Below are 25,506 nucleotides of genomic sequence, written 5' to 3'. Positions count from 1 at the left end.
GAAAAGAGCCTCAGCCTGCCGCCTGGCAGGAATAGAGATCGTAGATGCGGAATTGCGGAACCGCACCGACGGGCGCGGCGGGCGTGAAGGTGATGCGGCGGCTTTCGCCGGCAGCAAGATCGAAGGCATTGTCGGAATAACGGCCGGGCGTGACGCTCTCGATCAGCACAAAAAGGGCAAGGCCTCTGGCCTGGACGAGGAGATCAAACGCGCCATCACCGGCTGGAGACACGGAAAACTCAAGACCCGACGGCTCCAGCTCCAGCGCCTTGTAAGTGCCCAGGACATGATGCCCCTCCCCGCCCATGCCGTTGGAAACGGTAAAACTCCAGGCAAGGATTAAGCCTTCGGGAATGTCCGAAACAGGTAGGGTCAATGCGGCCACTGCAACATCCGGCGTGCACACGGCCTCAATGCTCTGCAACGGGCTGCGCTCCCCGTTCAGGGTAAGAAGCGACAGATTGATGGTCACCGTCAAATCCTCTGGCGTGTCATTGACCAGCGAGATGCGGACGCTCTTTCCGTCCTCCGATGGGATGGCCGCGACGGCGACCGGCTGGAAAAAGCGGCGGGCCATGTAGTGCAGCACCTTCCAGCTTCCGCCGTAATCGAGGCTCGACCAGGAGGCGACCGGCCAAGTGTCGTTGAGCTGCCAGTAGAGTGTGCCCATGCAATGGGGCTTCAGGGACCGCCAGTAATCGACAGCCGTCCTGATCGCGAGGCCCTGCTGTACCTGGCTCAGATAGACGAAATTGGCAAAATCCTTCGGGAAACGGAAATTGCGGAACATCGTGCCGGCTATCCGCTCGTTGCCGCCGGCATTCTTCTGGTGGTGCTCCATGACCGGAGAAGCAATATTCATGTCCTTCTGAGCCGCATAGGTCTCGATCACCGGCAGCGACGTGTAGGACTGGAAACCGAATTCCGAGCAGAAGCGCGGCCGGACCGACCGGTAATCGCTAAACGGCTTGTTCTCGTGCCAGACGGACCAGTAATGCATGTCGCCGGAACCGTCCGCATGCCAGGCGTCACCATAGTCGAGATAGCCCGACGCCGGGCTGGACGGCCACCAGATCGCCTCCGGCGCCACTCTTTTCAGCGCCTGCTCGACCGTCCGGTTCAAGCGGTCATAGGAGACGAGGTAGCGGTCGCGATTGCCACACGATTCCGGGAACCAGGTCAGCGCGCCGACCAGTTCGTTATCGCCGCACCAGATGACGATCGAGGGATGCGAGATCAGCCGGCGAACCTGATCATCCACCTCTGCCTCGACGTTTTCGAGGAAGTCGGGCGTCGAGGGATAGAGGTTGCAGGCGAACTGGAAATCCTGCCAGATCATCAGGCCCAGCCGGTTGCAGAGATCGTAGAACCAGTCCTGTTCATAAAAACCGCCGCCCCAGACGCGGATCATGTTCATGTTGGCGTCCACGGCCGAACGCAGCAGGTCCCCGGTCTTTTCCGGGCTTGTCTGCGAAAAGAGCGCGTCCGCCGGAATCCAGTTGGCGCCTCGGCAGAAGATCTCGCGGTCGTTGATGCGGAAGGCGAAGCGACTGCCGGCTTCGTCCGGATCGGTCAGCAGTTCGACCGTGCGCAGGCCGATCTGCCGGACGACCGTTTCGGCCGGAATTTCGACGACGAGTTCGTAGAGCGCCTGCTCACCACTTCCCGCCGGCCACCAGAGCCTTGGATTCTCGATTTCGAAGACGTGATGAATGGTGGTTGCACGCGCGTTGATGCCGCAATCGAGCCGTACCCGTTCTCCGTCGAGTGAAAAGTGAACGGGCAGTATCCCGGGCTCCCCGGCATAAAGCGTCAGCGCCACATGCAGTTCGACCCCATCCTTGTGATGTCTCTGCGTGGTGACGACGTGTTCGATGCGGGCCGTCTCGAGCTTTCGCAAGGCAATCGCGCCATAAAGGCCAAGCGGTGCCAACGCGATATTCCAGTCCCAGCCGAAATGGCATTGCGGCTTGCGCAGCATGTTGCCGTTGGGAATCGGACAATTGGCCGTGGAATAAGGAACGTAGAAAGGCTGATGCGCCTGCCGGTCGGCGCCTGCCATGATATTCGAATGGAAATGGATGCGGATCGTGTTCTCGCCAGGTCGAAGTGCGGACGAAACATCGGGCCGGTAGCGACGGAAGCAATTGTCGGCTGAGAGCACCGGGACGTCGTTGACGAAGACGATCGCGACCGTATCGAGATAGGTGATGTCGAGATACCAGTTGCCGTCCGGATCATCGAGCACGAAGCGCCGCTCGATGATCCAGTCTGCATGGGCCACCCATTGGACAGCGTCTTCGTTCCGCCCAAAATACGGGTCCAGAATGATGCCTGCGGATCTCAGCGCGGTATGGACGTCTCCCGGTATCGGCATCGTGGCCCGATGCTCTCCATCGGCAGAGGCAAGCTGCCATGAACCCGAAAGGTCGATCACGGTCATGCCGCAACCTCTGAAATGTCATGCCGCGCCGATCCGGCCCCATTCCAGCCAAACATCAGATGCGTTCTTCCGTTTCGGCATCGAAAAGCGATGCCATGCTCATGTCGAACCCGATGCGGACCTTGGTGCCGACCGCATAGCGCCGCGCTCCGCCGATGCGGGCGGCTACCGCATGGCCCGCGTGCTTCAGCCAGAGAAGATTGTCGGCGCCCATCGGCTCCTCAATCTCGACCACGGCGTCATGCACTTCGCCGCCCTGGATATCACCGTCCACCTTTATGTGCTCCGGCCGAACGCCCAGAATCACCCGCCGGCCGGGGGAGAGAGCCTCGTCGGCCTGGTAGCCGTCCAGGGAGAAGCGCACGCCGTCAGCTTTGAAGACCGTGCGACCGCCCTCCTCCGCAAGCTCGCCCTTCAGAAAATTCATCGAAGGAGAGCCGATGAAGCTTGCCACGAACCGGTTCTTCGGCCGGTTGTATATGATCATCGGATCGTCGAGCTGCTGGATCACACCGCTCTTCATGATGGCAATCCGATCTGCAAGCGTGAGCGCTTCGATCTGGTCGTGCGTGACGTAGATCATCGTGTTCTGGAGCTGCCGGTGCAGAAGCTTGATCTCGACGCGCAGCTCTGAACGCAACTTGGCATCGAGGTTGGAGAGCGGCTCATCGAACAGGAAGACGTCGACATCACGCACCAGTGCGCGACCAATCGCGACACGCTGCCGCTGGCCGCCCGAGAGCTCCGCCGGCTTGCGTTTGAGAAGCGGCTCGATCTGCAGGATGCCGGCGGCACGCGCCACCCGCTTGGCGATCTCTTCCTTCGGGAGGCCTGCGACACGCAGGCCGAAGGACAAGTTCTTCTCGACCGTCATCTGCGGATAGAGCGCGTAGGACTGGAAGACCATGCCGATGCCGCGGTCTTTGGGTTCCTCCCAGGTGACGTTCTTGTCCTTGATGAAGATCTGGCCCTCGGTCGGCTCCAGCAGTCCGGCGATACAGTTCAGGAGTGTGGACTTGCCGCACCCAGACGAGCCGAGCAGCACCAGGAATTCCCCGTCGCGGATATCGAGGTTCAGGTTTTCCAGAACCTTCACCGAGCCGAAGGAAAGCGACAGATCCCGAATGGAAACACTGTTCTGCTTGTTGATGGAAACGGTGTCATGCATCAGGCTTTACCCTTTGACTGCGCCGGCGGCGATGCCGCGGACGAAAAGCCGGCCGGAAACGAAATAGACGATCAGGGGAACAGCACCCGTCAGCAGCGTAGCCGCCATGTTGACGTTGTATTCCTTCACGCCCTGGACCGAATTGACGATGTTGTTGAGCTGCACGGTCATCGGATAGGTATCCGGCCGGGTGAACACCACGCCGAACAGGAAGTCGTTCCAGATACCCGTCACCTGCAGGATCATCGCGACCACGAAGATCGGCAGCGACATCGGCAGCATGATCCGGAAATAGATCTGCCAGAAGCCTGCACCGTCGATGCGTGCCGCCTTGAACAGCTCAACCGGCAGCGATGCGAAGTAGTTGCGGAACAGCAGCGTCAGGATCGGCATTCCGAAGATCGTGTGAACGATGACGAGGCCGGTCAGCGTACCGTATATGCCCAGTTCTCGAAGCACGATGACGATCGGATAGATCATCACCTGGTAAGGAATGAACGCACCGATGATGAGGATCGAGAAGAAAAGCTCGGCCCCCTTGAAGCGCCAGTTGGCAAGCGCATAGCCGCTAACGGAAGCAACCGCGATCGACACCACCACCGACGGCACGAGGATGCGCACGGAATTCCAGAAGCCGCGAGAAAGCCCGTCGCAGTTGAGGCCGGTGCAAGCCTGCGCCCAGGCCTTTACCCAGGGTTCGAAAGTGATCTCCATCGGCGGAGCGAAGATGTTGCCGAGCCGCACCTCCGGCATGCCCTTGAGCGAGGTCACGACCATCACATAGAGTGGAAGGAGGTAATAGAGTGCCGCGACCGTAAGCGCGCCGTAGAGCATGATATTGCGCCGCGAGAGCACCCTTTTCGGCTTGCGACCGCGGGGACCGGAGACGAGCCCGCGAGAAATCGCGTCGATGCCGGCTGCGGTCGTATTGAGAGTGGAAACGTCAGCCACGCTTGCGCCCTCCGAATTCGAGATAGGCCCAGGGAATGATGATGATCGCAATCGTCAGCAGCATCATGGTCGATGCGGCAAAGCCCTGGCCGAGATTCTGTGCCTGAAACATATAGTCGTAGACGTATTTGGCCGGCACTTCCGAGGCGTTTCCGGGGCCGCCGCTCGTCTGCGCCACGACGAGGTCGTAGACTTTGACGATGCCGCTGGCGATCAGAACAAGCGTGGTGATGAAGACGGGCCGCATCATGGGAATGACGACGAAGATATAGGTGCGCCACATCGGGATACCATCGACGCGCGCCGCCTTCCAGATATCCTCGTCGATGCCGCGCAGGCCGGCCAGCATCAGGCACATGACAAGTCCCGTGCCCTGCCAGAGCGCTGCAATCAGGATGCCGTAGATGACGATATCCGGATTGTAGAGCGGATCGAACGCGAAGCTTTCCCAGCCGAGCGACCGCACAATGCCCTGAATGCCGAATTCCGGGTTGAGAACCCACTGCCACACGAGACCGGTGACGATGAAGGACAGCGCGAAGGGATAGAGGAAAATGGTGCGGAACGTGTTCTCGAAACGGATCTTCTGGTCCATCAGAGCCGCGAGTACGAAGCCGATGACGAGGCTGAAGATGAGCGACAGGATTCCGTAGACCGCCAGATTCTGGATGGAAATCATCCAGCGCGACGAAGCCCAGAGACGTTCGTACTGATCCAGGCCGACGAAATTGAACCGCGGCAGAAGCCTCGAATTGGTGAAGGAATAAACGACGGTCCATAGCGTGCCGCCGAGAAAGATCACCACCGCGATGAGGATCATCGGGATCGAGGCGATCTTCGAGTTGAGATTACGCAAGAGATGGTTGGGCCGACCTGATGGAACGGATTTCGCCATGTTTCCTCCTCGATCGCGGTTGCAGTATTCCCGCACCGCTTTTCCCGGCCCCGCCTTGCGGGCGGAGCCGGTTACGACAGGCAATGAGATGGGATCAGTCGGCCGAGCCGATGATTTCCGCAAAGCGCTCCTGCGCCTGTTCCGGCGTGATCGATGTGCTGGCGAAGAATTCGGACATCAGGTCCTCCTTCTGCTTCTGCGTATCGGCGGAAACCAGCTGATCGGTACTGGTGACGACGTTGCCCTTCGAGATGATCTCGATGCCTTTCTTCATGCAGTCGTTGGCGGCTGCGAGATCGACGTCACCGCGGATCGGCACCGATCCCTTCTTCAGGTTGAACGCAACCTGGGTCTTCGGATTGACGATCGTTTCGGCCAGGATGTCCTGCGCCTTGGATTTTTCCTCATCGTCCAGAAGCGGGAAATAGAAGGCGTCGCCCCCCGTCGCCAGAACCTGGTTGAGACCGAGGCCCGGAAGGCAGGTGTAATCCGTGCCGGCCTTCTTGCCGGCGATCTGGAATTCGCCCTGCGCCCAGTCGCCCATGATCTGTCCGCCGGCCTTGCCGGTGAGGACGAGATTGGTCGCCTGGTTCCAGTCCTGGACGTTGGAGCCTTTCGCCAGCTGGCGCGCTTGATCGGCGGCAGCGAAAATCTTCGCCATCTCCGGTCCGGCAGCGGCTTCCTCGTCCTTGTCCTTGTAAACTCTCTCGTAGAGTTCCTTACCGCCGATGGCGAGCACCAGCGTGTCGAACAAACCGTTGGCCTGCCACGGCTGCCCACCGAGCGCGAGGGCCTGCAGGCCCGCCTTCTGCAGGGCCGGCGCCGCGGCCACGAACTCGTTCCAGTTCGTCGGCACCGGTACGCCCGCCTTCTGGAAGGCTTCATTCGAAAGCCACAGCCACTGCCAGGAATGGATATTGACGGGCGCGCAGTAGATCTTGCCGTCGATCGTGCAGGAATCAAGCAGGCTGACAGGCTTGATGACTTCCCTCCACTTGCCTTTCTCCGCGACGGCTGTGAGGTCGCGCATCAGGCCAGCCTGCACCAGTTCTTCGGCCTGACGACCATGGTTGAACTGCGTCGCGCCCATCGGATCGCCGCCGGTGATGCGGCTGATCATGATGGGGCGCGCCGTGCTGCCGGCGCCTGCGATGGCGCCATCAACCCACTTGTTGCCGGTGGCATCGAAAGCCTTGGCGAGTTCCGCGACCGCTGCGGCTTCGCCGCCGGATGTCCACCAGTGGGTAACTTCCAGATCGGTGGCGTGGGCCGCTCCGAGTGGCAGCACGACAGTTGCGGCCAGAATGGCTGTCATAGCGCGAATATTCATGAGTCTCCTCCCTCACTGAAACGTTGCCGTGAAAACGTATGCCAATCGGATAAATCGCGCAACCGGTCCGGCTGGAAAAAAATCGAGAGCCGAAAAAATACAATTTTTAAGGGAAAACGCCTTCATCCACCTAGATCGCTGACATCCCCAATCGATCAAGAAATTCGCTGTGATAACGGGGAACCGCATCGATTTATATTCATCTCCATTTCGCGAGCGCAAAAATCCTCTCGCATCTGCGTTGTACAACCGGGAGGTATATGGTTTTGCAGACCTGCAAATTTCCTCTCGACATTTTACCTGTAACGTTTCAGTTTTGAGACTGACGCGGAGGAGAAAGAAAGGGTCGCTCCGTTTTCAGGCAAGCTTGAACTCACTATAGTGATCGCCTGACTCGGGTAGTGACGGCGGATAATGGACGACAGCGGAAGACCAAGAACGCTCGGAGCGCGGGACGCGGTCCGCGAGCGCCCCACCTTGAAGACAATCGCCTATATGACAGGGCTGGGGATCACCACCGTTTCACGGGCGCTGAAGGATGCGCCTGATATCGGCGCGGAGACCAAGGAGCGCGTGCGCCTCATAGCCAACCAGCTCGGCTATCAGCCGAACCGCGCGGGCGTCAGACTGCGTACCGGCAAGACCAACGTGATTGCCCTCGTGCTCAGCATCGACGAGGAACTGATGGGCTTCACCAGCCAGTTGGTGCATGGCATTTCCGAAGTGCTGGGCGGCACGCAATATCACCTCGTGGTGACGCCGCATTCCTTCGAGAAGGATCCGATGGTGCCGGTGCGCTACATTCTCGATACGGGTTCTGCCGACGGCGTGATCATTTCGCGTATCGAGCCCGATGATGCGCGGGTGCGGCTGATGACGGAGCGCAATCTCCCCTTCGCAACGCATGGACGCACGGATATGGGCATCGTGCATCCCTTTCACGACTACGACAACGAGAACTACGTTTATCAGGCTGTCCAGAAGCTCGTCCAAAAAGGCCGCAAACGTATCGCGCTTCTCGCACCCCAGAGCCGTTTTTCCTTCTACATCCACAGCCGTATCGGCTTTGAACGCGGTTTGGCGGATTTCGGTGCGACGGAAGTGCCCATGGGGCGTGTGACGAGTGAAACCCCGCTGGACGAAACTCGTGCCTACGCAGAACGGCTGATGCGTTCAGCCGGATCGCCGGACGGCATCATCTCGATCAGTGGATCGGCAACAATCGCCCTGGTCGCCGGCCTCGAAGCGGCCGGCAAGAAGCTCGGTGTCGACGTCGATGTCGTCTCGAAACAGTCGGCGGAATTCCTGAACTGGATCCGGCCGGAAATCTACACCGTCAACGAAGACGTGCGTCAGGCCGGCCGCGAGCTCGCAAAGGCTCTGATGGCCCGCATCGATGGCGTGGCGCCCGAACTCCTCCAGAGCATCGCCCAGCCGGTCTGGTCGAAAATGGGCCCGAAGGACTGAAAAGCCCGCATTGGCGGGCTTTTCAGCGGTCTAGGTGAATCAGGCGAATTCCTCAAGGCCGCTGCCCCAAGGGCCATGGTGCTTGTCGACGCCGTCGAGGCGGTCGAAGCCATGGGCGCCGAAGAAGTCGCGCTGCGCCTGGATGAGGTTCGCCGTACCGCGGCTGCGGCGGTAGGCATCGAAATAGGAAAGCGCCGAAGAAAGCGCCGGGACCGGCAGGCCGGACAGCGCCGCGTAGGAGACGACCCGGCGCAGCGCGCCATCGGTTTCCTTGACCATCTTCGAGAAGGCCGGCGTGACGATGAGGTTCGCCACATGCGGGTCCTTGGTGAAGGCCGAGGTGATCTCGTCGAGGAACTGCGACCGGATGATGCAGCCGGCGCGCCAGATCCTGGCGATGGTCGGCATCGGCAGGTTCCAGTTGTATTCGGCGGATGCCGCAGCCATCACCGCAAACCCCTGGGCATAGGCACCGATCTTGGCGGCGAGCAGCGCATTCTCGAGATCGGCCAGGAAGGCCATGCCGTCCTTCGGCCTCTCGGCTTTCGGCAGGCCGAAAATCCTCTCGGCCGCAACACGTTCCTCACGCTGTGACGACAGGATGCGGCCGGCGACGGCCGCCTCGATGGCAGTCGCCGCAACACCCATGTTCTGCGCTTCGATGACCGACCACTTGCCGGTGCCCTTCTGGCCGGCGCGGTCGACGATGACATCGACCATCGGCTTGCCGGAGATCGGGTCATTTGCCTTCAGCACCTTTTCGGATATCTCGATCAGGTAGGAGTTGAGGCGGCCGGTATTCCAGCGACCGAAGACGTTGCCGATTTCCGACGCGCTCATGCCGAGGCCGTCGCGCAGGATGCCGTAGATCTCGGCGATCATCTGCATGTCGGCATATTCGATGCCGTTGTGGATCGTCTTGACGAAATGACCCGCACCGTTTTCTCCGAGCCATGCGACGCAAGGCTCGCCGTTGAACTTGGCAGAGATCGAGGTGAGCACCTTCTCGACGCGCTTCCAGCTTTCCTCCGTGCCGCCGACCATGATCGACGGGCCGTGGCGGGCCCCCTCCTCGCCGCCGGAAACGCCCATGCCGATGAAGGTGAGACCGCTGTCCTTCAGATTGTCGAAACGGCGCATCGTATCGCGGAAGTTCGCGTTGCCGGCATCGATCATGATGTCGCCGGTCGAAAGATAAGGCTTCAGATGCTCCATCTGCTGGTCGACCGGATCGCCGGCCTTGATCATGATGATGATCGGCCGCGGTGGCCGGATGGCGGCAACGAATTCTCCCAGCGTCTCGCAAGGGACGATCTGGTTCTGCAATGCGCCGGCCTCGGCATGGAACTTGCGCGTCACTTCCGCAGTGCGGTTGAAGACGGCGATCTTGTTACCTTTTTCGGCGATGTTGAGGGAGAGGTTAGAGCCCATGACGCCGAGCCCGATAAGGCCGATTTCTGCCTGTTCCACGGATGTGCCTCCATTTGAAGATTCGGGGCTGTTGTCGCATTCAAATTATCAAACGGCAAGGCAAAGGCGGCATTAAACGATTAAATTTCGGTGACATCCCGTCTTCATCCGGGCAACGAAGGGGACCGGGAATGAGTATCTGTGGCCTGTGCTCCTCCGCCACCTGCGGCGCCTTGCAAGTGCCGTTTTCTGGTGCGACAAGGACTTTGTGAGCAAGTCATGAATGCCAGGACAGAGACACCCTTGCTGGCCATGTGCGCCGGGATCTACAGCGAGCAGCCTGCGATCGGGGTGCTCGACAAGCTTTTCCGTTGCTCATGGTCCCATACGTTGCCGGATGACTTCCAGGACCGCATGGTCGTTGTGCCCGACGGTTGTTCGGATCTGATCTTTGCCGGTGGCCGGCTGATGATCGTCGGTCCGGATCGTATCGCGGCCTTCCCTGCCGTGGCTGCCGGAGAAACAATCCTCGGCTTGCGCTTCCGGCCGGGTGCCGCGCTGCGGTGGCTCGATATCCCGCTCAGTGAACTCGTTGGGCATGCCGTCCCGCTGCGGGACCTGCGACATGATACGCAAGAAATCGAAGAGCAGCTCGCCAGTGAAAGCAGCCTCGCCGAAAGGCGCGCGCTCCTTCACGCGTGGGCGCTCAGGAAATCCGTGGCGACCGCTGATCCAAGGAGCGACATGGAAGCGCTCTTCAACAGGCTCAGCAATGGTATGCTTCATGATGTTTCAGCACAGGCAGCATTCGGCGAACGCACCCTGCGGCGGCAAAGCCGTGATCATTTCGGTTACGGCCCGAAGATGCTCCAGCGCATCCTTCGTTTCCAGCGCTTTCTCCGCCTTGCCCGCAGGACCTCCCCGCAGAGTCTCGCCATCCTGGCGCTGGAGGCCGGTTATGCCGACCAGGCCCATATGACGCGCGACGTAAAGGAATTCACGACGCTGACCCCGCTGGATATCCGCCGGCAGCTCGCCTGATTGTCCGTTTTGTTCAAGAAACCCCAGCTTCTTGTCCGGTAGGTTTTCGGGAAATCGAGGAAACGATTATGACGACAATGCCCGCCCGTATCATCCATATCGGCATCGAAAGGCCCTGGCAGGAAGTCTATGCCTTCGCCGCCAGACCTGAAAACATGCCGCTCTGGGCGTCCGGTCTGTCCTCCGGCCTGACCCGCGAAGGTGAGGACTGGATCGGCGACGGCGGACCGATCGGCAAGGTGCGCGTGCGGTTTGCCCCACAGAACCCGTTCGGTATCATTGACCATGTGGTGAGCATGGACAACGGCCTTGTCGTGGAGAATCCGTTGCGGGTGGTGGCGAATGGCGATGGTGCGGAAGTCATGTTCATGCTGCTCCAGCGCCGGGACCTGGACGATGCGGCCTTCGAGGCGGATGCCGCGCATATACGGAAGGATCTGAAGGCGCTGAAAGACCTGCTGGAAGACAAGAAATAGGAGAGCACCCATGGGAGCCAAGGGCGCGGATCGCAAGATAGATTACGTCGAATTCAATGTGCGCGACATAGAAAGAGCCAAGGCATTCTATGGCACTTCTTTTGGCTGGACCTTCACCGACTATGGTCCGGACTATTGTGAATTCCAGGACGGACGACTGACCGGCGGTTTTGCGAAATCAACCGATATCAACGCCAAGGGCGGTGCGCTGATCATCCTTTTCGCGGACGAGTTGGAGGACGCCCAGGCACGGATCGAGAAGGCCGGCGGCAAGATCGTCAAGCCGATCTTTTCCTTTCCCGGCGGACGGCGGTTCCATTTCGCCGATCCGGAAGGCTACGAACTGGCCGTCTGGTCCGACAGATAAACGCTATGCTGCCGAACGCCGTCGGCGGTCGGCAGTTTCCTGCATGACCAGCAACGCGCCGACAAACTGCGATGAGCCGGAGATGCAGGGCGACATGCGGCAGCGGATGACCACAGTCTGGCCGTCCACCTGGTCTGCATAAGTGAAGGAGACGCTTTCGCCTTTGAAGCACCGCTCGAGGCTTGGCTTGAATTCGTTCCTGAAACGGTGAATGCCCACGAATTCCGCGAAATGGCGGCCGATCAGTTCGTCCCGCGATACGTCAAGACACCGCGCATTCGTTTCGTTGGTGTAGAATATCCGGTAGCTGGGCGCGATGACGACAATCCGGTCGGAAATGCGGTTGAGAAGCGCATCGTCGAGAAAGCCGTCTGCCGTTGCATCCGCAAGGATCGACGTTTCGCTTGGCTCGGGCTGACGGTTGGCCGATAGGCCGGTTTCTGGAGCGACGTAGCGCTCTATGAGCATCCGCAGCAGGTGCCCGTTGCGGCGGACGCAACTGCGATCGTCGGCCTCTTCGTTCAGGAGATCGAGCGCGAACCGGAACTGCGCCTGAATGCTGGCCGGGTCTTTTCCCTGGGAAGAGAAAATTGCGAGCATGAGAGGATCAAGATCGCGATCGAGCGCGACGGTTGCCAGCGTATCATTCCGTTCGACCGCCTGACGCAGATCGGTATATTTGGACCAGAAGAGATCGATCAGCGCTTGCAAAAATACCCCCTCGCCCCCTCTATCTGGAGACTGCCGCCAATCCTTCCCTGCGACCGGCGCTTCGCCATCAAATCCGCCAGACATTAATTCTTCTTCTCAAGGCCGGACCCAAATTCTGGTCGATGACTTAACGTAGAACGCTCAGCCATGCGGCTCCAAGTTGTATCCAGGGGTCATCTGTTAAGATCTACAGATACCGCTTGATATGCCACCGGTCGTGGTACCACAGCCATTGCTCGGGATACTCCCGCACCCAGCTTTCCACCTTGTCGTTGAGCATCTGGCCGGTAGCCTGGAGGTCGAGATTACCCTTTTCGTCGCGCGGCAGTTCGATCTTCGGCTCGATCTCCAGCCGGTAGCGGTTGTCGGGCAGACGGATGCAACGCGCCGGATAGACCTCCGCGTTGAACTGCCGGACGAGTTTGGCGAGCAGCGGGTTGGTTTGCACCGGCCTGCCGAAGAACGTCGTCATAAGGCCCTTGCGAAACTTCTGGTCGACCAGCACGCCGACGCCGCCGCCCTGTTCCAGCCGGCGGGCGAGCGCAAAGGACGAACCCGCATGCGAAGGCACGAGCTGGCCCATACGGCTGGCACGGAAGGCAAAGACTTTTTCCGCGATATACGGGTTGTTCGGCGGCCGGAAGAGCACCATGACCTCCAGACCGAAGGCTTTTCCCGCGACCGGCAAGAGCTCGAAGTTGCCGGTATGTGCCGTGAAGACGATGAAGGGTCGCGGATTGTCGCGCAGGTCGACGAAGATCGGAATGCCCGACACCTCCACCCTGCCCGGCTCCGTTCTTTCCGGATCGAAATCGAACAATCGGTCGAGGAAAACATATTCGGCCGCAAGCCTTCCCATATGGCCCCAGCTCGCGATCGCGATCTGCTCCAGCTCTTCGTCGGTCTTTTCCGGGTATGCATTACGCAGGTTGACGAGCATCAGCTTGTGACGGCCGAGCCTAGGGCCGATACGACGCGCCATGCGATCGGCAAATCGTATCGCTGGATCCGCAGGAAAAACCTTGAGAAGATTGAGGAAGCCAAACGCAACCAGCGCCACCAGCCATTGCTGGAAGTTTCTAAGCGCGATGACGATCCGTGTGAGGAAGAGCTTCAAGGGCATTCAATCCATGCGGAGCACGATCTTGCCGAAGACCTGGCGGGTTTCCATGCGCTCCAGCGCCTTGTCGATCTCGTCGAAGGTGACTTCCGTGTCGATGACCGGGCGGACGATACCCTGGGCCATCTTCTGCATGGCGTCTGCCATATTCTCCATGCGGCAGCCGAAGGAGCCGAGCAGTTTCAACTGCTGCTGGAAGAGCATCATCAGGTTCATCTCAGTCGAGACGCCGGAGGTCGAGCCGCAGGTGACGAGCCGCCCGCCTCGTTTCATGGACAGCATCGAGCCGGCCCAGGTATCCTTGCCGACATGTTCGAAAACTACGTCGACGCCCTTCTTTTTGGTGAGTTTGCGCACCACGCCTTCGAATCGGTCGGTGCGATAGTTGATGACGTGATCGGCTCCGAGAGCCTTCGCCCGTTCGATCTTGTCGTCGGAGCCGACGGTGGTGATGACGGTGCAGCCCGTCTTCTTGGCGAGCTGGATCGCCGCGGTGCCGATACCGGAGCCGCCGGCATGCACGAGGATCGTCTCGCCCGGCTGGAGCCTGGCATTGTCGAAGAGCATATGCTCCACCGTGCCGAAGGTGACCGGTGCGAGTGCTGCGCCCACCGCATCGACGCCCGGAGGCGCCGGCACGAGAAGGCGCGCAGGAAGATTGGCCTTCTCCTGGGCAAAACCGTCGAGATGAAAACCGTGCACGCCGGAAACGTTTTCACAGAGATTGTCGCGCTTTTCGCGGCAGGGCTTGCAGAGACCGCAGGTGCGCGCGCCGTAGATCGACACGAGCTGGCCCGGCAGGACATTCGAGACGCCCGGACCGATCGCCTCGACGACACCGGAGGCCTCCGCGCCGATAGTCAGCGGCATCTTGCGCTTGGCAAACGCCATGCCGCGCCAGCCCCAGACGTCGATGTGGTTAAGCGCCACGGCTTTGACCCGCAACGTGACCTCACCCGGCCCGGGCGCCTCGGGTTCAGGGATGTCCACGACCTCGAGCTTGCGGTCATCGATCAGTTGCAGAGCGCGCATAATAAATTTTCCCTCGCCCGGAGGCGTTCCAACTCGTCAAACGTGATTGGCGACGGTCTCTAAGCCGGTTCCAGCGCCATGACAAGGCTGGCATTCTGTCCACCGAAGCCGAAGGAGTTCGAAAGCACGGCCTTGGCCTGAGCGTCCCGTTTCCTGTTCGGCACCACATCGAGCACGATCGTCGGATCGGGATTGGTGTAGTTGATGGTCGGCGGCAACGTGCCTGTAAGCATCGTCTGGATCGAGAAGACGGCTTCCACGGCGCCTGCGGCCGTCAGCGTATGCCCGATCATGGATTTGTTCGACGAGACGGGAATGTTCTTCAGGCCGTCGCCGAAGACGGCGAGCATAGCGCCATATTCCATCTTGTCGTTTTCCGGCGTCGACGTGCCGTGGGCGTTGATATAGCCGATCCCGGTTTCGTCCATGCCGGCATCAGCAAGTGCCGCGCGGATCGTGGCGATCGCCGGGCCGCCATCCGGAGAGGAACGCGTGCGATGGAAATGGTCCGCCTTTTCGCCGCAGCCCTTCATGATACCGAGGATCTTGGCACCACGAGCAATCGCCGATTCCAGCGATTCGAGCACCAGGGTTGCCGCACCTTCGGCGATGACAAAACCGTCGCGATCCTTGCTGAATGGTTTCGACGCCTTTTCCGGTGGATCGTTCTGGGTGGAAAGCGCGGAGAGCAGCGAGAAGCGGATAAGCGCTTCGGCACTCACCGAGCCGTCGGTCGCGACAGTCAGCGCGCGATCGGTACGGCCCTGGCGGATCGCCTCCACGCCAAGCTGGATCGCGGTGGCGCCGGACGCACAGGCCGTCGAGAGCGTTACCGGAAGCCCGCGCGTGCCAAATGCATCGGAAAGACGCTCGGAGATCGAGCCAAACTGCACGGCTTCGAGGAAGACGGGATCGGGACGCTCGCGCATGGCCGCCAGGAAGCGGTCATAGGCGTCGCCTTCCGTCTTCGACGGCGGAGCGCGGTCGGCAAGCGCGAAACGGTCGCTCCATTCCGGCTCGACCGGAGGGGCCGCGAGAAACAGCGGACCGTCGAAATCGCCTGAAAGACCCGCCTGGGCGAGCGCCTCCACGGTGGTTTCACGCGCAAAGGCAAAGGAACGTTCGACGGAATTTTCAGCCGGAACGGGAATGAAGTCGACAGTGCCGCTGATCCGGGTGGAAAGCTTGTCCGTCGGAAAACGAGTGGTCTTGTGGATGCCGGATGTGCCGGCGGTCAGCGCTGCCCAGTTGTCGGCAAGCCCCTGACCGAGCGAGGTCATGACGCCCATGCCGGTGACGGCGACGATCGGGCGGCCGAGATGATCCTTGAAGCGATTGTCGCTCATCAAAATCTCCTTTACGCGGCCGAGAGGACGGCAAGTCCCTCGCCGCGCGTATAGCCGACCGTCGTCACCACCGCATGCTTGGCGGGCGTCGTCATCGGCTGTTCGTTCTGGGCATCGAATGTAGGAATGCGCGCGGCGCCATCCAAGCTGAGTGCCGCAAGTGCAAGGCCAAGCGGGAATTGCGCCTCCATGCCGTGTCCGGTCACACCGCCATAGGCGCGGATCGGCATTCCCGGAAACTCCTTCTCAAGCAGCAGCTTTTCACGGGCGGCAAGATCGACAAGGCCGCTCGTCCCGGAGAAGACGACCGTATCGTTCTTCGAAAGACCCGAGGCATGGCCGGCAAGCCGCGTCAGGCGCTTTTCGAGCTTGTCTTCGTCGCGATTGCCGCGATCGCCTTCGATCGCGTCGACGACGGCATAGATATGCGCGCCACGGGCTTCGGCATGCGCGCGGGATTCGAGTACCAGGAAAGCGCCGACCGACCCCATGATCAAGCCACCGCCATTGTCCGGGGATCGTGACCAGATCGGATGCCAGTCCCCCGTCGCATGGGCGCGGATACCCTCGACAAGCAGGATGATGTCGGCACGCTCGGCAACGAAGGCGCCGCCGACGAGGCTGTGGCTCGACTGGCCCGCCTTGATGCGGTGGAAAGCCGTTTCAACGGCAGAAATACCAGCCGATTCCTCGCCCATGAAGGTTCGCGACGAGCCGGTGACCTTATGGACGATAGAAATATTGCCGGCGACGAGATTGGAAAGCTGCGCAAGGAACAGCGTCGGTCGAAGCTCGGTCGTCAGTTTCTCGTTGAGCAGCATCTCGCGGTCATTGCGCTTCAGCGCTTCGTCGACGATCAGGGAATCGACCTTGATATCGCGTTCGCCGCCGCCGGCGGCGACGATCATGTCCATCGAGCCGCAGACTTCCGCATCGGTCTTGAGACCGGCATCGTCGAGCGCAAGACCGGCTGAAAAGACGCCGAGCCGCTGCCAGTTCTCCATCTGGCGCTGGTCACCGCGCTTCGGGATTTGCGCCGACCAGTCGATTTCCGGCATAGGATGGACCGGATAGGGAGCGAAACGTTCCGTCTCGACTCTGGGCGCACCCGCATCGGCGGAGGAGAGAAGCGCAACGTGCGGCTCCTTCCCGACGCCCTGGCAGGTAACGATCCCGATCCCGGTAATCACGACATCATTGTCAGACTTCATGGTGTCCTCTTTGCCCATCGGCTGATGGATGAGCTTCCAGCAAATCCAGGAACATGGAAACCGGTTTTCCGTCCGGAATTGCGTCAAAATAAAAATGCGGAGCCATTCATCGTCGTGAACGATGAATGGCTATTAGGCCTTTGCGGCGAGCGCGTCCATAAGGCCGACCTCTTCCGCGCGCTTGCGGACAATCGGCGCCAGCGGGATTTCGCTGAAGGTCATGGTGCGCAGCTTGAGCTGCGCGTCGCAGACCTTCTTTCCGGCACTGGAAATCTTAGCCTTGGTGACGGCGTAGCCGGAACCCTCATGCTCCAGAAACGCCTCGATGTCGAGGACGGCATTCGGTTCGACGAAAGTGCGCATCTTGGCGCCGTCGACCGACATCAGGAACGGCATGGCGGCAAAATTCGTGGCGGCGAGCACCAGGAAACCCGAGGCCTGCGCCATGGTTTCGATCAGGAGGACGCCCGGAACCAGCGGCATTCCGGGAAAATGGCCTTCGAAGACCGGGCTTTTAGCCGGCACGACCGATCGCGCCTTGAGGAGTTTGGCGCCTAGATCGACCGCCACAACGCGGTCGATCATCTGGAAATACTCGAGCAGCATGAGATTGTCGGCGGGCGGTCAGCCCTTTGCCGCCCTCAGCTCGTCGATCTTTGCGCAGAGGTTCTTGAGGACGAAATATTCCTCGGTCGAAACCTTGCCTTCGTTTACTTCCTGCGTCCACTGTTCCAGCGGAATCTTGATGCCGAATTCCTTGTCGATGGCAAAGACGATATCCAGAAAGTCGAGGCTGTCGATGCCCAGGTCATCGATCGTATGGCTTTCCGGCGTGATCGTTTCGCGATCGATTTCGCTGGTCTCAGCGATGATGTCGGCAACTTTGTCGAATGTAGCAGTCACGCCCATGTCCTCTGAAGAATATCAAAATCAACGTCCCACATAGGGAAATCGATCTCAAATGCCAATGGCCTCGTTTTCGAGAGCGTCAATTTGCGCTGGAACTGTTGCCTAAACAGCAATCGAATGGCGACCTTCCACCAGCGCCGCACGGATGACTTCCAGCACCTCTTCGGATCGGACATCCGTGCAGACCCGCTGGCTCGGGTGACCATCCCAGGGGCTTCCGGTGAATTTGCGGCCATGGTCCGGCGACTGGATCGTCGCGCCGTCGGCAATGCCGCCACAGACGACGCGCACAGCACCGCTGCGCAGGGTAAAAAGGTCCGGCCGGACCAGATAGACGCAGGCCGTGCTGTCATGCACGGCCATGCCGGCAATGCCGACGCGGCTCTTGTAGAAGTCGATGTAATACTGCGACAGGTCCGACAGGAGCTGTACGGACGGGCCGCCTGATTTGACCATAACGTCGAGATATTCGGCGGTCATGATCGTCTTCATCGTCACGTCGAGCCCGGCGATGGTCACTTTCCACGGTGCTGTGAAAAGAACATCGGCCGCTTCCGGATCGCCGTGGATATTCGCCTCGGCAGCAGGCGTCACGTTGCCGATCACATCGAAGGCGCCGCCCATGACGACCACTTCCTTGACGAGGTCTGCGATGCCCGGATCAGCCCTCAGCGCCAAAGCGAGGTTTGTCATGCGCCCAACGGCAACCAGCGTCACCTCGCCCGGATTGGCCCGCACGGTCTCGATGATGAACTGGTAGGCAGGACGCGAATCAAGCGGCCAGTCGATCGTCTGCGGCACGCCGATATTACCGAGGCCGTCGGCGCCATGCACGACTGATGCCGCTCGGTCGTCACGGCGCGACGGATCGAGCGTGCTTTCGGCGCCAACCGAGATGGGTGCGGAGATATTCCATTCCCGATGCAGGAATTGCGCATTGCGGGTGGTCAACTCCAGCGGCACATTGCCGAAGACCGTCGTCACGCCGAGAAGGTCGATCTCGGGATGCCGATGCAGGAAAAGCAGGGCCATGGCGTCATCAACGCCCGGATCCGTATCAAAAATGACCTTATGCATATGCTTCATCCCCATATTCGGCCGCTTTCAAGGCGGCGCACAATAGCGCCAAACATTTGCAGCGCAATCCCCGGCGGCATGGCGACTTCGAGCGAGATTGCCTTGCGTCAATCCACATTCGATGCGAGAAGCGCGCCGCGTCTTAGTTCGCGCATTTCGCCGCTTACCGAGTTTTTTCCTTGAACGACCTCGCCTCGCATCTAGTCCTGATGCTTTTCCTCGCCTCTTTTTTTGCCGGTTTTGTGGATTCGATCGCCGGTGGCGGCGGGCTTATTACCATTCCGGCTATGCTGATCGCCGGCATTCCGCCACTGGAATCGATCGCAACGAACAAGCTGCAATCGCAATTCGGTTCTGCTTCGGCGACAATCGCCTATGCCCGGCGCGGTCATGTCAACTTAAGAAAACAGCTGCCGATGGCGGCCATGTCGCTTCTCGGCGGAGCCATAGGCGCCATACTCGCCTCCATGGTGCCGGCCAAGTGGCTCGCGGCAGCAATCCCCTTCCTGCTGATCGCGATTGCCGTCTTTTTCGCAGTCAAACCGAACCTCAACGACAGCGACAGCCACCAACGGGTGACTCCGTTTGTTTTCGGCCTGACGGTTGTTCCCTTGGTGGGGCTTTACGACGGTGTGTTCGGTCCGGGTGCGGGCTCCTTCTATATGCTCGGCTTCGTTTTGCTTGCCGGTTTCGGCATGCTGAAAGCGACTGCCCATACCAAGCTCATCAATCTCGGATCGAACTTCGGCTCCTTCCTGGTCTTTGCCACAACGGGTTCGGTACTCTGGAAGATCGGCCTTCTGATGGGGGTCGGCCAGTTCTTCGGTGCTCAAGTCGGCTCGCGGATGGCGATGAGGAACGGCGCAAAGCTGATCAGGCCGCTGCTGGTTCTTTCGTGCCTTGCTCTGGCGCTTAAACTGCTCGCCGATCCGGCCCATCCGGCGCGGATCTGGCTCGGTTTCTAACCCTTCATCTTCAGCGGCAGACCGGCGGCGATGAAGAAGACCTCATCAGCCGCCGCGGCGATCTTCTGATGCAGGCGCCCGGCATGGTCTCGGAACTCCCTCGCCATTCTGTTCTCCGGTACGATGCCAAGCCCCACCTCGTTGGAAACGAGGATCAGACGGCCCGTAAGGGGAGCGAAGCTTCGGACAAGCGTTTCGCCTGCCGCATCGATATCCCGATCTTCCATCATGAGGTTGGTGATCCAGAGCGTGAGACAATCGACAAGCGCTACCCTGCCCGGTGCATTGATGGCTTCGAGACACGACATGAGATCGACCGGCACTTCATGTGTCACCCATCCTTCGCCGCGATCGGCTCGGTGACGGGCGATCCGCTGCCGCATTTCGTCGTCATAGGCGCGGCCGGTCGCAATATAGTGGCATTCAAAGCCGGTCTCCCGGGCGAGTTTTTCGGAAAAGCTAGATTTGCCCGAGCGGGCACCGCCGAGGACGAACGTGACGTGACCGGAGCGTGTCATGGAAGGAAGGAGCCTGTTCCAGAGGGGACCGGACGATTCGTAGACAAGAGAGGCGTCCGGCCCTGTTGGTGGTGATGACTCTGGACTTGCATTGCCTGGCAATGGTGAAGGCTTTGGAGATAGGTGTCAATCTCCGCTGTCTCAAGGCCCGCTCGGATGTGACGGCGGTGAATCCGACAACAATCGGAAGATGAAAACATCCCTCGCCGCAAAGGTTAAGCCCCTGTTGGGGAAGCAAGGGCAACCGGTACGCACTACCTGATCCGGTGCCAAAGGCAAGCTAACCGCCCGCATTGAAACCAATAGCGCGACATTCTTACCGGATAGTTATTACGGACGGTAAGCTGCGTGAATTTCTTATTTTTTGTCTTTTTCGAAAAATTTCGGGCTGCTGGAAAACGGCGCTAATCGACTACAAAACGTCAAATCTCGGGCGTGACTTTTTCGCGTACCATGTACCATCTGTTCCGCACGCTGGAATTGTCGCTGAGAACGATGGCAAATGATGATTTTTCGACCGGGAATCGAGCTCAGACAAAGATTTGATATTTGCCCGGGCGTTGCGCGCTTGCCCGGGACAGGTTGATTTCTCTTGGGGAAACCGTACCTTGCATTGGGCTGACATATAAATGCGCAGTATCTGTGACAGCATTCCGCAGATGTGAAAAGACGCATTGCCCCAGCAACGTCTGTGCGGCAGCATCCACCGGTTGTATGCACTGCGCCCGCGCTAGCGGATGGCCTTGCCGGACATCCACCGAAGTGAACATTTGGAACGATAAGACTGGGAGGTCTTAAGATGAAAAAACTGCTTGCTTCCACTGTCTTCGCCGCCGGTCTTTATGCCTTTGCCGGATCGGCACAGGCCGATTGCGGCTCGATTTCGATTGCGGAGATGAACTGGGCCTCGGCGGGTGTCGCGGCCAATGTCGACAAGATCATTCTTGAAGAAGGGTATGATTGCACTGTCGAACTCGTCTCGGGCGACACGATGCCGACCTTCACCTCCATGAATGAGAAAAGTCAGCCGGATATGGCGCCGGAATTCTGGATCAATTCGGTGCGCACCCTGCTCGACCAGGCCGCTGCCGAAGGCCGGCTGATCATCGCTGCGGAGATCCTCGCCGACGGCGCCGTGGAGGGCTGGTGGATTCCGAAATTCCTGGCCGACGCTCACCCGGACATCAAGACGGTTCAACAGGCGCTCGCGCATCCGGATCTGTTCCCGGCCCCCGAAGACCCGTCGAAGGGTGCGGTGACCAACTGCCCCTCGGGATGGAACTGCCAGGTTTCGACCGCCAATCTGTACAAGGCGCTCGCAGCACAGGACAAAGGCTTCGAACTGGTTGATACGGGTTCCGCAGCCGGCCTTGACGGGTCGATCGCCAGCGCTTTCGAAAAGAAGACCGGGTGGCTCGGATATTATTGGGCGCCAACGGCCATCCTCGGCAAATACGAGATGGTGAAGCTCTCCTTCGACGTACCGCACGACAAGGCCGAGTGGGACGCCTGCACTGCAGTGCCGGACTGCGCAAACCCCAAGGTCAACTCCTATCCGACCTCGCAAGCCTTCACCGTTGTCACTAAGCAGTTTGCCGAGAAGGCAGGCGTTGCGATGGACTACATCAAGAATCGCAAATGGAGCAACGCGACGGTCAACAGCATTCTCGCGTGGCAGACGGACAACCAGGGCACCAACGAGGACGCTGCCAAGCACTTCCTCGAAACCATGCCGGAGGTTTGGACCAAGTGGGTCTCGCCGGAAGTCGCCGATAAGATCAAAGCGTCCCTCTGAAGGTAATGGACATGCCGAAGGCGACGCTCCGGGCGTTGCCTCCGGCAACCGCATTTGTCGTGGACGTCGCTCGATGTCGTCTGCGGTGGTGCATGGGAGTTGTCGCCGGGCGATACTCCCGACGCGGAAACGTGCCGGAAATTGCCGCCGCACCCGGAAAGCCATGTCGGGTTGCGAAAGGCAAAATATAGAACAGACAAGGGGAAAAGCATGGCGATCTGCGATTTCGTGCCGGGCATTCTCTGTAAATTCCCGGCTATCAGTGATCAGTATATTCGTGATGCACGCAAGTTAATCGACGACGGCTTCAAGGGGCTCGTAAGGGAATATGGTCACGTCATAGACGCCGTGACTGCGCCTCTGCAATGGTTCCTGAACTATCTGGAGCGGCTCTTCACCAATTCGCCCTGGATCGTCGTGCTGATGATCATGCTGGCGATCGTCTATCTCGGTAGCCGCAGCCTCCGCATCACCATCGGCACGGCGGTCGGCATGCTGCTGATCGGCATGTCCGGACTGTGGGGCGATACGATGGTGACGCTCGCGATCGTGACGGTGGCCACCCTGATTGCTATCGTCATCGGTCTGCCGATCGGCATCCTGATGGCTCGCTCCGATCGGATCCAGGGCGCTATCAATCCAATCCTGGACGTGATGCAGACCATGCCGAGCTTCGTGTATCTCATTCCCGTGGTTGTGATTTTCGGGATCGGCAAAGTGCCGGGGCTGATCGCGGTGGTGATCTATGCCGTACCGCCGATGATCCGGCTGACCAATCTTGGTATTCGCCTGGTCGACAAGGAAGTGCTGGAGGCGGCCGATGCCTTCGGCTCCTCGCCTGCTCAAAAGCTCTGGAACGTGCAGATGCCGCTCGCACTCCCCACCATAATGGCCGGCATCAACCAGACGATCATGATGTCGCTCGCCATGGTCGTGGTTGCCTCCATGGTCGGCGTCGGCGGGCTTGGCAGAAATACCCTGCAAGCCATCAACAACCAGTTCTTCACCTTCGGGTTCTTGAACGGTTTCGCGCTGGTGGCGATCGCGATCATCTTCGACCGGACCAGCCAGGCCTTCGGTAAACGGCTACAGAAGCATTCGGAGGTGGTTCATGGCTAGTCATGGCATCGAGATCAGAGGCCTCTACAAGATATTCGGGCCTTTCGGCCGCGATTATATCGAGGCCGTCAAGGCCGGCATGACCAAGGCCGAACTCAATGAAAAGCACGGCCATGTGCTGGGTTTGAAGGACATAGACATCTCGATGCAAGCGGGCGGCATCACCGTGGTGATGGGGCTTTCCGGTTCCGGCAAGTCCACCCTGATCCGCCATATCAACCGGCTGATCGAGCCGACCACGGGCGAGGTCGTCTATGACGGCATCGATATCTGCCGGATGAACGAAAAGGACCTGCGCGAATTCCGCCGCCACAAGACGGCGATGGTCTTCCAGAAATTCGCGCTCCTGCCACATCGGACAGTCATCGAAAACACGGTCTACGGACTCGATATCCAGGGCATTCCACGCTCCGAAAGCCTCAAGCGCGGTCAGTACTGGATCGAACGCGTCGGGCTTGCCGGTTTTGAAAAGCACTATCCGAACCAGCTTTCCGGCGGCATGCAGCAGCGGGTCGGCCTGGCCCGGGCGCTCACCAACGATGCCGATATCCTGTTGATGGACGAGGCCTTTTCGGCGCTCGATCCGTTGATTCGCGTCGACATGCAGACCGTGCTGCTTGACCTCCAGGCAGAACTCAGGAAAACCGTCGTCTTCATCACTCACGATCTCGACGAGGCGCTCAGGCTTGGCGACAAGATCGCTATCCTGCGCGACGGGCAGGTAATCCAACAGGGGACCGGCCAGGAGATCGTGCTGTCACCGGCCGATGACTACATCACCGCCTTCGTCAAGGAAGTGAACCGCGGCCGCGTCATCCGGGCTCGCACGGTCATGCGGCCGCTCGACGATACGCCGGATGGCCTGCGACTCGCAGCCGACGCGACACTGGAAGCCGCCGCCAGGCAAATGACCGAGGCAGGCCAATCACGCGCAGTCGTGGTGGACGGGAGTGGAACGCCGAGTGGCATGCTGGACCTTCAGACCATCATAGCCGCCATGGTCATGCCAGCCAGCCGCGAGAGGGAAAAAGGAAGCGACGGAATAAGAGACACCAACGTCGCGAAGAGGCAGATGGCTGCGACTTGAACGCATATAAAGAAATCTTTATATGATCGATTTCCGATGCAAGGAGAGCCAGGATGCCGACTGTCAACGCGCTGACCGAACTTCTCAATGAAAAAGGCGTGCTGCTGGCGGATGGCGCGACCGGTACCAATCTCTTCGCCATGGGGCTCGAAGCGGGCGAGGCGCCGGAACTCTGGAATGAAACGGCGCCGGAGAAGATCGAAAAACTGCATCAGGATTTCGTCGATGCAGGCGCCGACATCATCCTGACCAACTCCTTCGGTGGCACCCGACACAGGCTGAAGCTGCATAAGGCCGATGACCGGGTCTATGACCTCAACAAACGGGCTGCGGAAATCGCGCGTTCGGTTGCCGAAAAGGCAGGCCGCAAGGTGATCGTCGCCGGCTCGGTCGGCCCGACTGGCGAACTCCTGATACCACTCGGCGCGCTTTCCTATGAAGACGCCGTATCTGCCTTCGCAGAGCAGATCGAAGGCTTGAAGGCTGGTGGTGCCGAAATCGCCTGGATCGAGACCATGTCCTCGCCGGAGGAGATCCGTGCCGCTGCAGAGGCCGCCGCGAAGGTCGGCCTGCCCTATACCTATACCGGGTCCTTCGACACGGCGGGCAAGACCATGATGGGTCTCGACCCCAAGGACATCCACGGCGTCGCAAGCAGCGTCGGCGAAGGCCCGGTCGCCGTCGGCGCCAATTGCGGAGTCGGCGCGTCGGATATCCTTTCGAGCCTGCTCGACATCACTACGGCCGACCCGGAAGCCATCACTATCGTCAAGGGCAATTGCGGCATTCCGGAATATCGCGGTGCGGAGATATTCTATTCCGGCACGCCGCCGCTGATGGCCGAATATGCGAGACTCGCCCGCGATGCCGGTGCAAGGATCATCGGTGGATGCTGCGGCACGTCCTGTGAGCATCTGGCGGCCATGCGCAAGGCCCTTGATGACTATACGCCACATCCACGGCCGACGATCGAGGAAATCGTCGACAAGATCGGCCCGCTGCGCAATAAGACCGCCAGTGAATCGGGCGGCGATTCCGGCCGGGAAAGACGTCGCCGCCGCGGCTAGC

Annotated in this window: 24 protein-coding genes; 9 read left to right on the top strand and 15 right to left on the bottom strand. The window is 59.9% G+C overall.

The window, feature by feature from the left end; all coding sequences use genetic code 11:
- Window positions 1–10: 10 nt before the first annotated feature.
- From J2046_RS24770 to J2046_RS24750, 5 genes are all read right to left on the bottom strand, one after another.
- Entirely contained in the window at window positions 11–2,443 is a 2,433-nt protein-coding gene (locus J2046_RS24770; RefSeq protein WP_210056420.1) for a beta-mannosidase, read from the bottom strand.
- A gap of 55 nt (window positions 2,444–2,498) precedes the next feature.
- Entirely contained in the window at window positions 2,499–3,611 is a 1,113-nt protein-coding gene (locus J2046_RS24765) for an ABC transporter ATP-binding protein (RefSeq protein WP_210056419.1), read from the bottom strand.
- A gap of 6 nt (window positions 3,612–3,617) precedes the next feature.
- Complete coding sequence (locus J2046_RS24760) at window positions 3,618–4,562, bottom strand: carbohydrate ABC transporter permease (protein ID WP_210056418.1); 945 nt, start codon at window positions 4,560–4,562, stop codon at window positions 3,618–3,620.
- Window positions 4,555–5,457 carry a carbohydrate ABC transporter permease gene (locus tag J2046_RS24755; protein WP_210056417.1) on the bottom strand — a complete coding sequence of 301 codons (903 nt, stop codon included), beginning with the start codon at window positions 5,455–5,457 and terminating at the stop codon, window positions 4,555–4,557. Before J2046_RS24755 ends, J2046_RS24760 begins: the two co-directional genes overlap by 8 nt.
- Before the next feature lie 94 nt (window positions 5,458–5,551).
- On the bottom strand, window positions 5,552–6,787 hold the full coding sequence (locus J2046_RS24750) for an ABC transporter substrate-binding protein (RefSeq protein ID WP_210056416.1): 1,236 nt from the start codon (window positions 6,785–6,787) through the stop codon (window positions 5,552–5,554).
- Between the two features lie 414 nt (window positions 6,788–7,201).
- Here J2046_RS24750 and J2046_RS24745 point away from each other — a divergent pair, with 414 nt between their 5' ends.
- Complete coding sequence (locus J2046_RS24745; protein WP_210056415.1) at window positions 7,202–8,254, top strand: LacI family transcriptional regulator; 1,053 nt, start codon at window positions 7,202–7,204, stop codon at window positions 8,252–8,254.
- 39 nt (window positions 8,255–8,293) lie between these two features.
- On the opposite strand, the gene gndA is transcribed toward J2046_RS24745, so the two are convergent.
- A complete protein-coding gene (gndA, locus tag J2046_RS24740; protein WP_210056414.1) occupies window positions 8,294–9,724 on the bottom strand; it encodes an NADP-dependent phosphogluconate dehydrogenase in 1,431 nt (476 codons plus the stop codon).
- A gap of 219 nt (window positions 9,725–9,943) precedes the next feature.
- Between gndA and J2046_RS24735 the strand changes: the two genes are divergently transcribed.
- The 3 genes from J2046_RS24735 to J2046_RS24725 all read left to right on the top strand — a co-directional run bounded on the left by J2046_RS24735 (window position 9,944) and on the right by J2046_RS24725 (window position 11,548).
- On the top strand, window positions 9,944–10,705 hold the full coding sequence (locus tag J2046_RS24735; protein WP_210056413.1) for an AraC family transcriptional regulator: 762 nt from the start codon (window positions 9,944–9,946) through the stop codon (window positions 10,703–10,705).
- A 68-nt stretch (window positions 10,706–10,773) separates the two neighbouring features.
- Window positions 10,774–11,181, top strand: a complete 408-nt coding sequence (locus J2046_RS24730) for an SRPBCC family protein (RefSeq protein ID WP_210056411.1) — start codon at window positions 10,774–10,776, stop codon at window positions 11,179–11,181.
- A gap of 10 nt (window positions 11,182–11,191) precedes the next feature.
- Window positions 11,192–11,548: a VOC family protein gene (locus J2046_RS24725; protein WP_210056410.1), complete on the top strand. Its 357-nt coding sequence runs from the start codon at window positions 11,192–11,194 to the stop codon at window positions 11,546–11,548.
- 3 nt (window positions 11,549–11,551) lie between these two features.
- Here the strand turns inward: J2046_RS24725 and J2046_RS24720 are convergent, their stop codons facing one another.
- The 8 genes from J2046_RS24720 to J2046_RS24685 form a co-directional block, all read right to left on the bottom strand.
- Window positions 11,552–12,343, bottom strand: a complete 792-nt coding sequence (locus J2046_RS24720) for a PAS domain-containing protein (protein WP_210056409.1) — start codon at window positions 12,341–12,343, stop codon at window positions 11,552–11,554.
- A gap of 103 nt (window positions 12,344–12,446) precedes the next feature.
- Window positions 12,447–13,376 (bottom strand): lipid A biosynthesis lauroyl acyltransferase, encoded by a 930-nt coding sequence (locus tag J2046_RS24715; protein WP_037148477.1) that lies wholly within the window; start codon window positions 13,374–13,376, stop codon window positions 12,447–12,449.
- A gap of 6 nt (window positions 13,377–13,382) precedes the next feature.
- Window positions 13,383–14,411, bottom strand: a complete 1,029-nt coding sequence (locus J2046_RS24710) for a zinc-binding dehydrogenase (RefSeq protein WP_210056408.1) — start codon at window positions 14,409–14,411, stop codon at window positions 13,383–13,385.
- Between the two features lie 59 nt (window positions 14,412–14,470).
- On the bottom strand, window positions 14,471–15,757 hold the full coding sequence (locus J2046_RS24705) for a beta-ketoacyl-ACP synthase (protein WP_210056407.1): 1,287 nt from the start codon (window positions 15,755–15,757) through the stop codon (window positions 14,471–14,473).
- A gap of 11 nt (window positions 15,758–15,768) precedes the next feature.
- On the bottom strand, window positions 15,769–16,968 hold the full coding sequence (locus J2046_RS24700) for a beta-ketoacyl-ACP synthase (protein WP_210056406.1): 1,200 nt from the start codon (window positions 16,966–16,968) through the stop codon (window positions 15,769–15,771).
- Between the two features lie 132 nt (window positions 16,969–17,100).
- Window positions 17,101–17,574: a 3-hydroxyacyl-ACP dehydratase FabZ family protein gene (locus J2046_RS24695; protein ID WP_210056405.1), complete on the bottom strand. Its 474-nt coding sequence runs from the start codon at window positions 17,572–17,574 to the stop codon at window positions 17,101–17,103.
- A gap of 18 nt (window positions 17,575–17,592) precedes the next feature.
- Window positions 17,593–17,877 (bottom strand): acyl carrier protein, encoded by a 285-nt coding sequence (locus tag J2046_RS24690; RefSeq protein WP_003495848.1) that lies wholly within the window; start codon window positions 17,875–17,877, stop codon window positions 17,593–17,595.
- A 102-nt stretch (window positions 17,878–17,979) separates the two neighbouring features.
- On the bottom strand, window positions 17,980–18,954 hold the full coding sequence (locus J2046_RS24685) for a nucleoside hydrolase (protein ID WP_210056403.1): 975 nt from the start codon (window positions 18,952–18,954) through the stop codon (window positions 17,980–17,982).
- A gap of 179 nt (window positions 18,955–19,133) precedes the next feature.
- Between J2046_RS24685 and J2046_RS24680 the strand changes: the two genes are divergently transcribed.
- Window positions 19,134–19,919: a TSUP family transporter gene (locus J2046_RS24680; protein ID WP_210056401.1), complete on the top strand. Its 786-nt coding sequence runs from the start codon at window positions 19,134–19,136 to the stop codon at window positions 19,917–19,919.
- Here J2046_RS24680 and cobU read toward each other — a convergent pair.
- Window positions 19,916–20,437 carry a bifunctional adenosylcobinamide kinase/adenosylcobinamide-phosphate guanylyltransferase gene (gene cobU / locus J2046_RS24675; RefSeq protein WP_210056400.1) on the bottom strand — a complete coding sequence of 174 codons (522 nt, stop codon included), beginning with the start codon at window positions 20,435–20,437 and terminating at the stop codon, window positions 19,916–19,918. The genes J2046_RS24680 and cobU overlap by 4 nt on opposite strands.
- A gap of 799 nt (window positions 20,438–21,236) precedes the next feature.
- Here cobU and J2046_RS24670 point away from each other — a divergent pair.
- From J2046_RS24670 to bmt, 4 genes are all read left to right on the top strand, one after another.
- Window positions 21,237–22,232 (top strand): ABC transporter substrate-binding protein, encoded by a 996-nt coding sequence (locus J2046_RS24670; protein WP_210056398.1) that lies wholly within the window; start codon window positions 21,237–21,239, stop codon window positions 22,230–22,232.
- 210 nt (window positions 22,233–22,442) lie between these two features.
- Window positions 22,443–23,351, top strand: coding sequence for an ABC transporter permease (locus J2046_RS24665; RefSeq protein WP_210056396.1), 909 nt, complete (start codon window positions 22,443–22,445; stop codon window positions 23,349–23,351).
- On the top strand, window positions 23,344–24,438 hold the full coding sequence (locus tag J2046_RS24660; protein ID WP_210056395.1) for a quaternary amine ABC transporter ATP-binding protein: 1,095 nt from the start codon (window positions 23,344–23,346) through the stop codon (window positions 24,436–24,438). Before J2046_RS24665 ends, J2046_RS24660 begins: the two co-directional genes overlap by 8 nt.
- Before the next feature lie 53 nt (window positions 24,439–24,491).
- Window positions 24,492–25,505, top strand: a complete 1,014-nt coding sequence (gene bmt / locus J2046_RS24655) for a betaine--homocysteine S-methyltransferase (protein ID WP_210056393.1) — start codon at window positions 24,492–24,494, stop codon at window positions 25,503–25,505.
- Window position 25,506: the final 1 nt, after the last annotated feature.

Source organism: Neorhizobium petrolearium, assembly GCF_017873175.1.
GTDB classification, from domain to species: domain Bacteria; phylum Pseudomonadota; class Alphaproteobacteria; order Rhizobiales; family Rhizobiaceae; genus Neorhizobium; species Neorhizobium petrolearium.
This window is presented reverse-complemented; position numbering and strand designations above follow the sequence as displayed.

Excerpts from the sequence above, each read along its gene's own strand:
- J2046_RS24770 (WP_210056420.1), bottom strand. The coding sequence starts at position 2,443 with ATGACCGTGATCGACCTTTCGGGTTCATGGCAGCTTGCCTCTGCCGAT.
- J2046_RS24765 (WP_210056419.1), bottom strand. The coding sequence starts at position 3,611 with ATGCATGACACCGTTTCCATCAACAAGCAGAACAGTGTTTCCATTCGG.
- J2046_RS24755 (WP_210056417.1), bottom strand. The coding sequence starts at position 5,457 with ATGGCGAAATCCGTTCCATCAGGTCGGCCCAACCATCTCTTGCGTAAT.
- J2046_RS24750 (WP_210056416.1), bottom strand. The coding sequence starts at position 6,787 with ATGAATATTCGCGCTATGACAGCCATTCTGGCCGCAACTGTCGTGCTG.
- J2046_RS24745 (WP_210056415.1), top strand. The coding sequence starts at position 7,202 with ATGGACGACAGCGGAAGACCAAGAACGCTCGGAGCGCGGGACGCGGTC.
- J2046_RS24735 (WP_210056413.1), top strand. The coding sequence starts at position 9,944 with ATGAATGCCAGGACAGAGACACCCTTGCTGGCCATGTGCGCCGGGATC.
- J2046_RS24730 (WP_210056411.1), top strand. The coding sequence starts at position 10,774 with ATGACGACAATGCCCGCCCGTATCATCCATATCGGCATCGAAAGGCCC.
- J2046_RS24725 (WP_210056410.1), top strand. The coding sequence starts at position 11,192 with ATGGGAGCCAAGGGCGCGGATCGCAAGATAGATTACGTCGAATTCAAT.
- J2046_RS24720 (WP_210056409.1), bottom strand. The coding sequence starts at position 12,343 with ATGTCTGGCGGATTTGATGGCGAAGCGCCGGTCGCAGGGAAGGATTGG.
- J2046_RS24710 (WP_210056408.1), bottom strand. The coding sequence starts at position 14,411 with ATGCGCGCTCTGCAACTGATCGATGACCGCAAGCTCGAGGTCGTGGAC.
- J2046_RS24705 (WP_210056407.1), bottom strand. The coding sequence starts at position 15,757 with ATGAGCGACAATCGCTTCAAGGATCATCTCGGCCGCCCGATCGTCGCC.
- J2046_RS24700 (WP_210056406.1), bottom strand. The coding sequence starts at position 16,968 with ATGAAGTCTGACAATGATGTCGTGATTACCGGGATCGGGATCGTTACC.
- J2046_RS24695 (WP_210056405.1), bottom strand. The coding sequence starts at position 17,574 with ATGCTGCTCGAGTATTTCCAGATGATCGACCGCGTTGTGGCGGTCGAT.
- J2046_RS24690 (WP_003495848.1), bottom strand. The coding sequence starts at position 17,877 with ATGGGCGTGACTGCTACATTCGACAAAGTTGCCGACATCATCGCTGAG.
- J2046_RS24685 (WP_210056403.1), bottom strand. The coding sequence starts at position 18,954 with ATGCATAAGGTCATTTTTGATACGGATCCGGGCGTTGATGACGCCATG.
- cobU (WP_210056400.1), bottom strand. The coding sequence starts at position 20,437 with ATGACACGCTCCGGTCACGTCACGTTCGTCCTCGGCGGTGCCCGCTCG.
- J2046_RS24670 (WP_210056398.1), top strand. The coding sequence starts at position 21,237 with ATGAAAAAACTGCTTGCTTCCACTGTCTTCGCCGCCGGTCTTTATGCC.
- J2046_RS24665 (WP_210056396.1), top strand. The coding sequence starts at position 22,443 with ATGGCGATCTGCGATTTCGTGCCGGGCATTCTCTGTAAATTCCCGGCT.
- J2046_RS24660 (WP_210056395.1), top strand. The coding sequence starts at position 23,344 with ATGGCTAGTCATGGCATCGAGATCAGAGGCCTCTACAAGATATTCGGG.
- bmt (WP_210056393.1), top strand. The coding sequence starts at position 24,492 with ATGCCGACTGTCAACGCGCTGACCGAACTTCTCAATGAAAAAGGCGTG.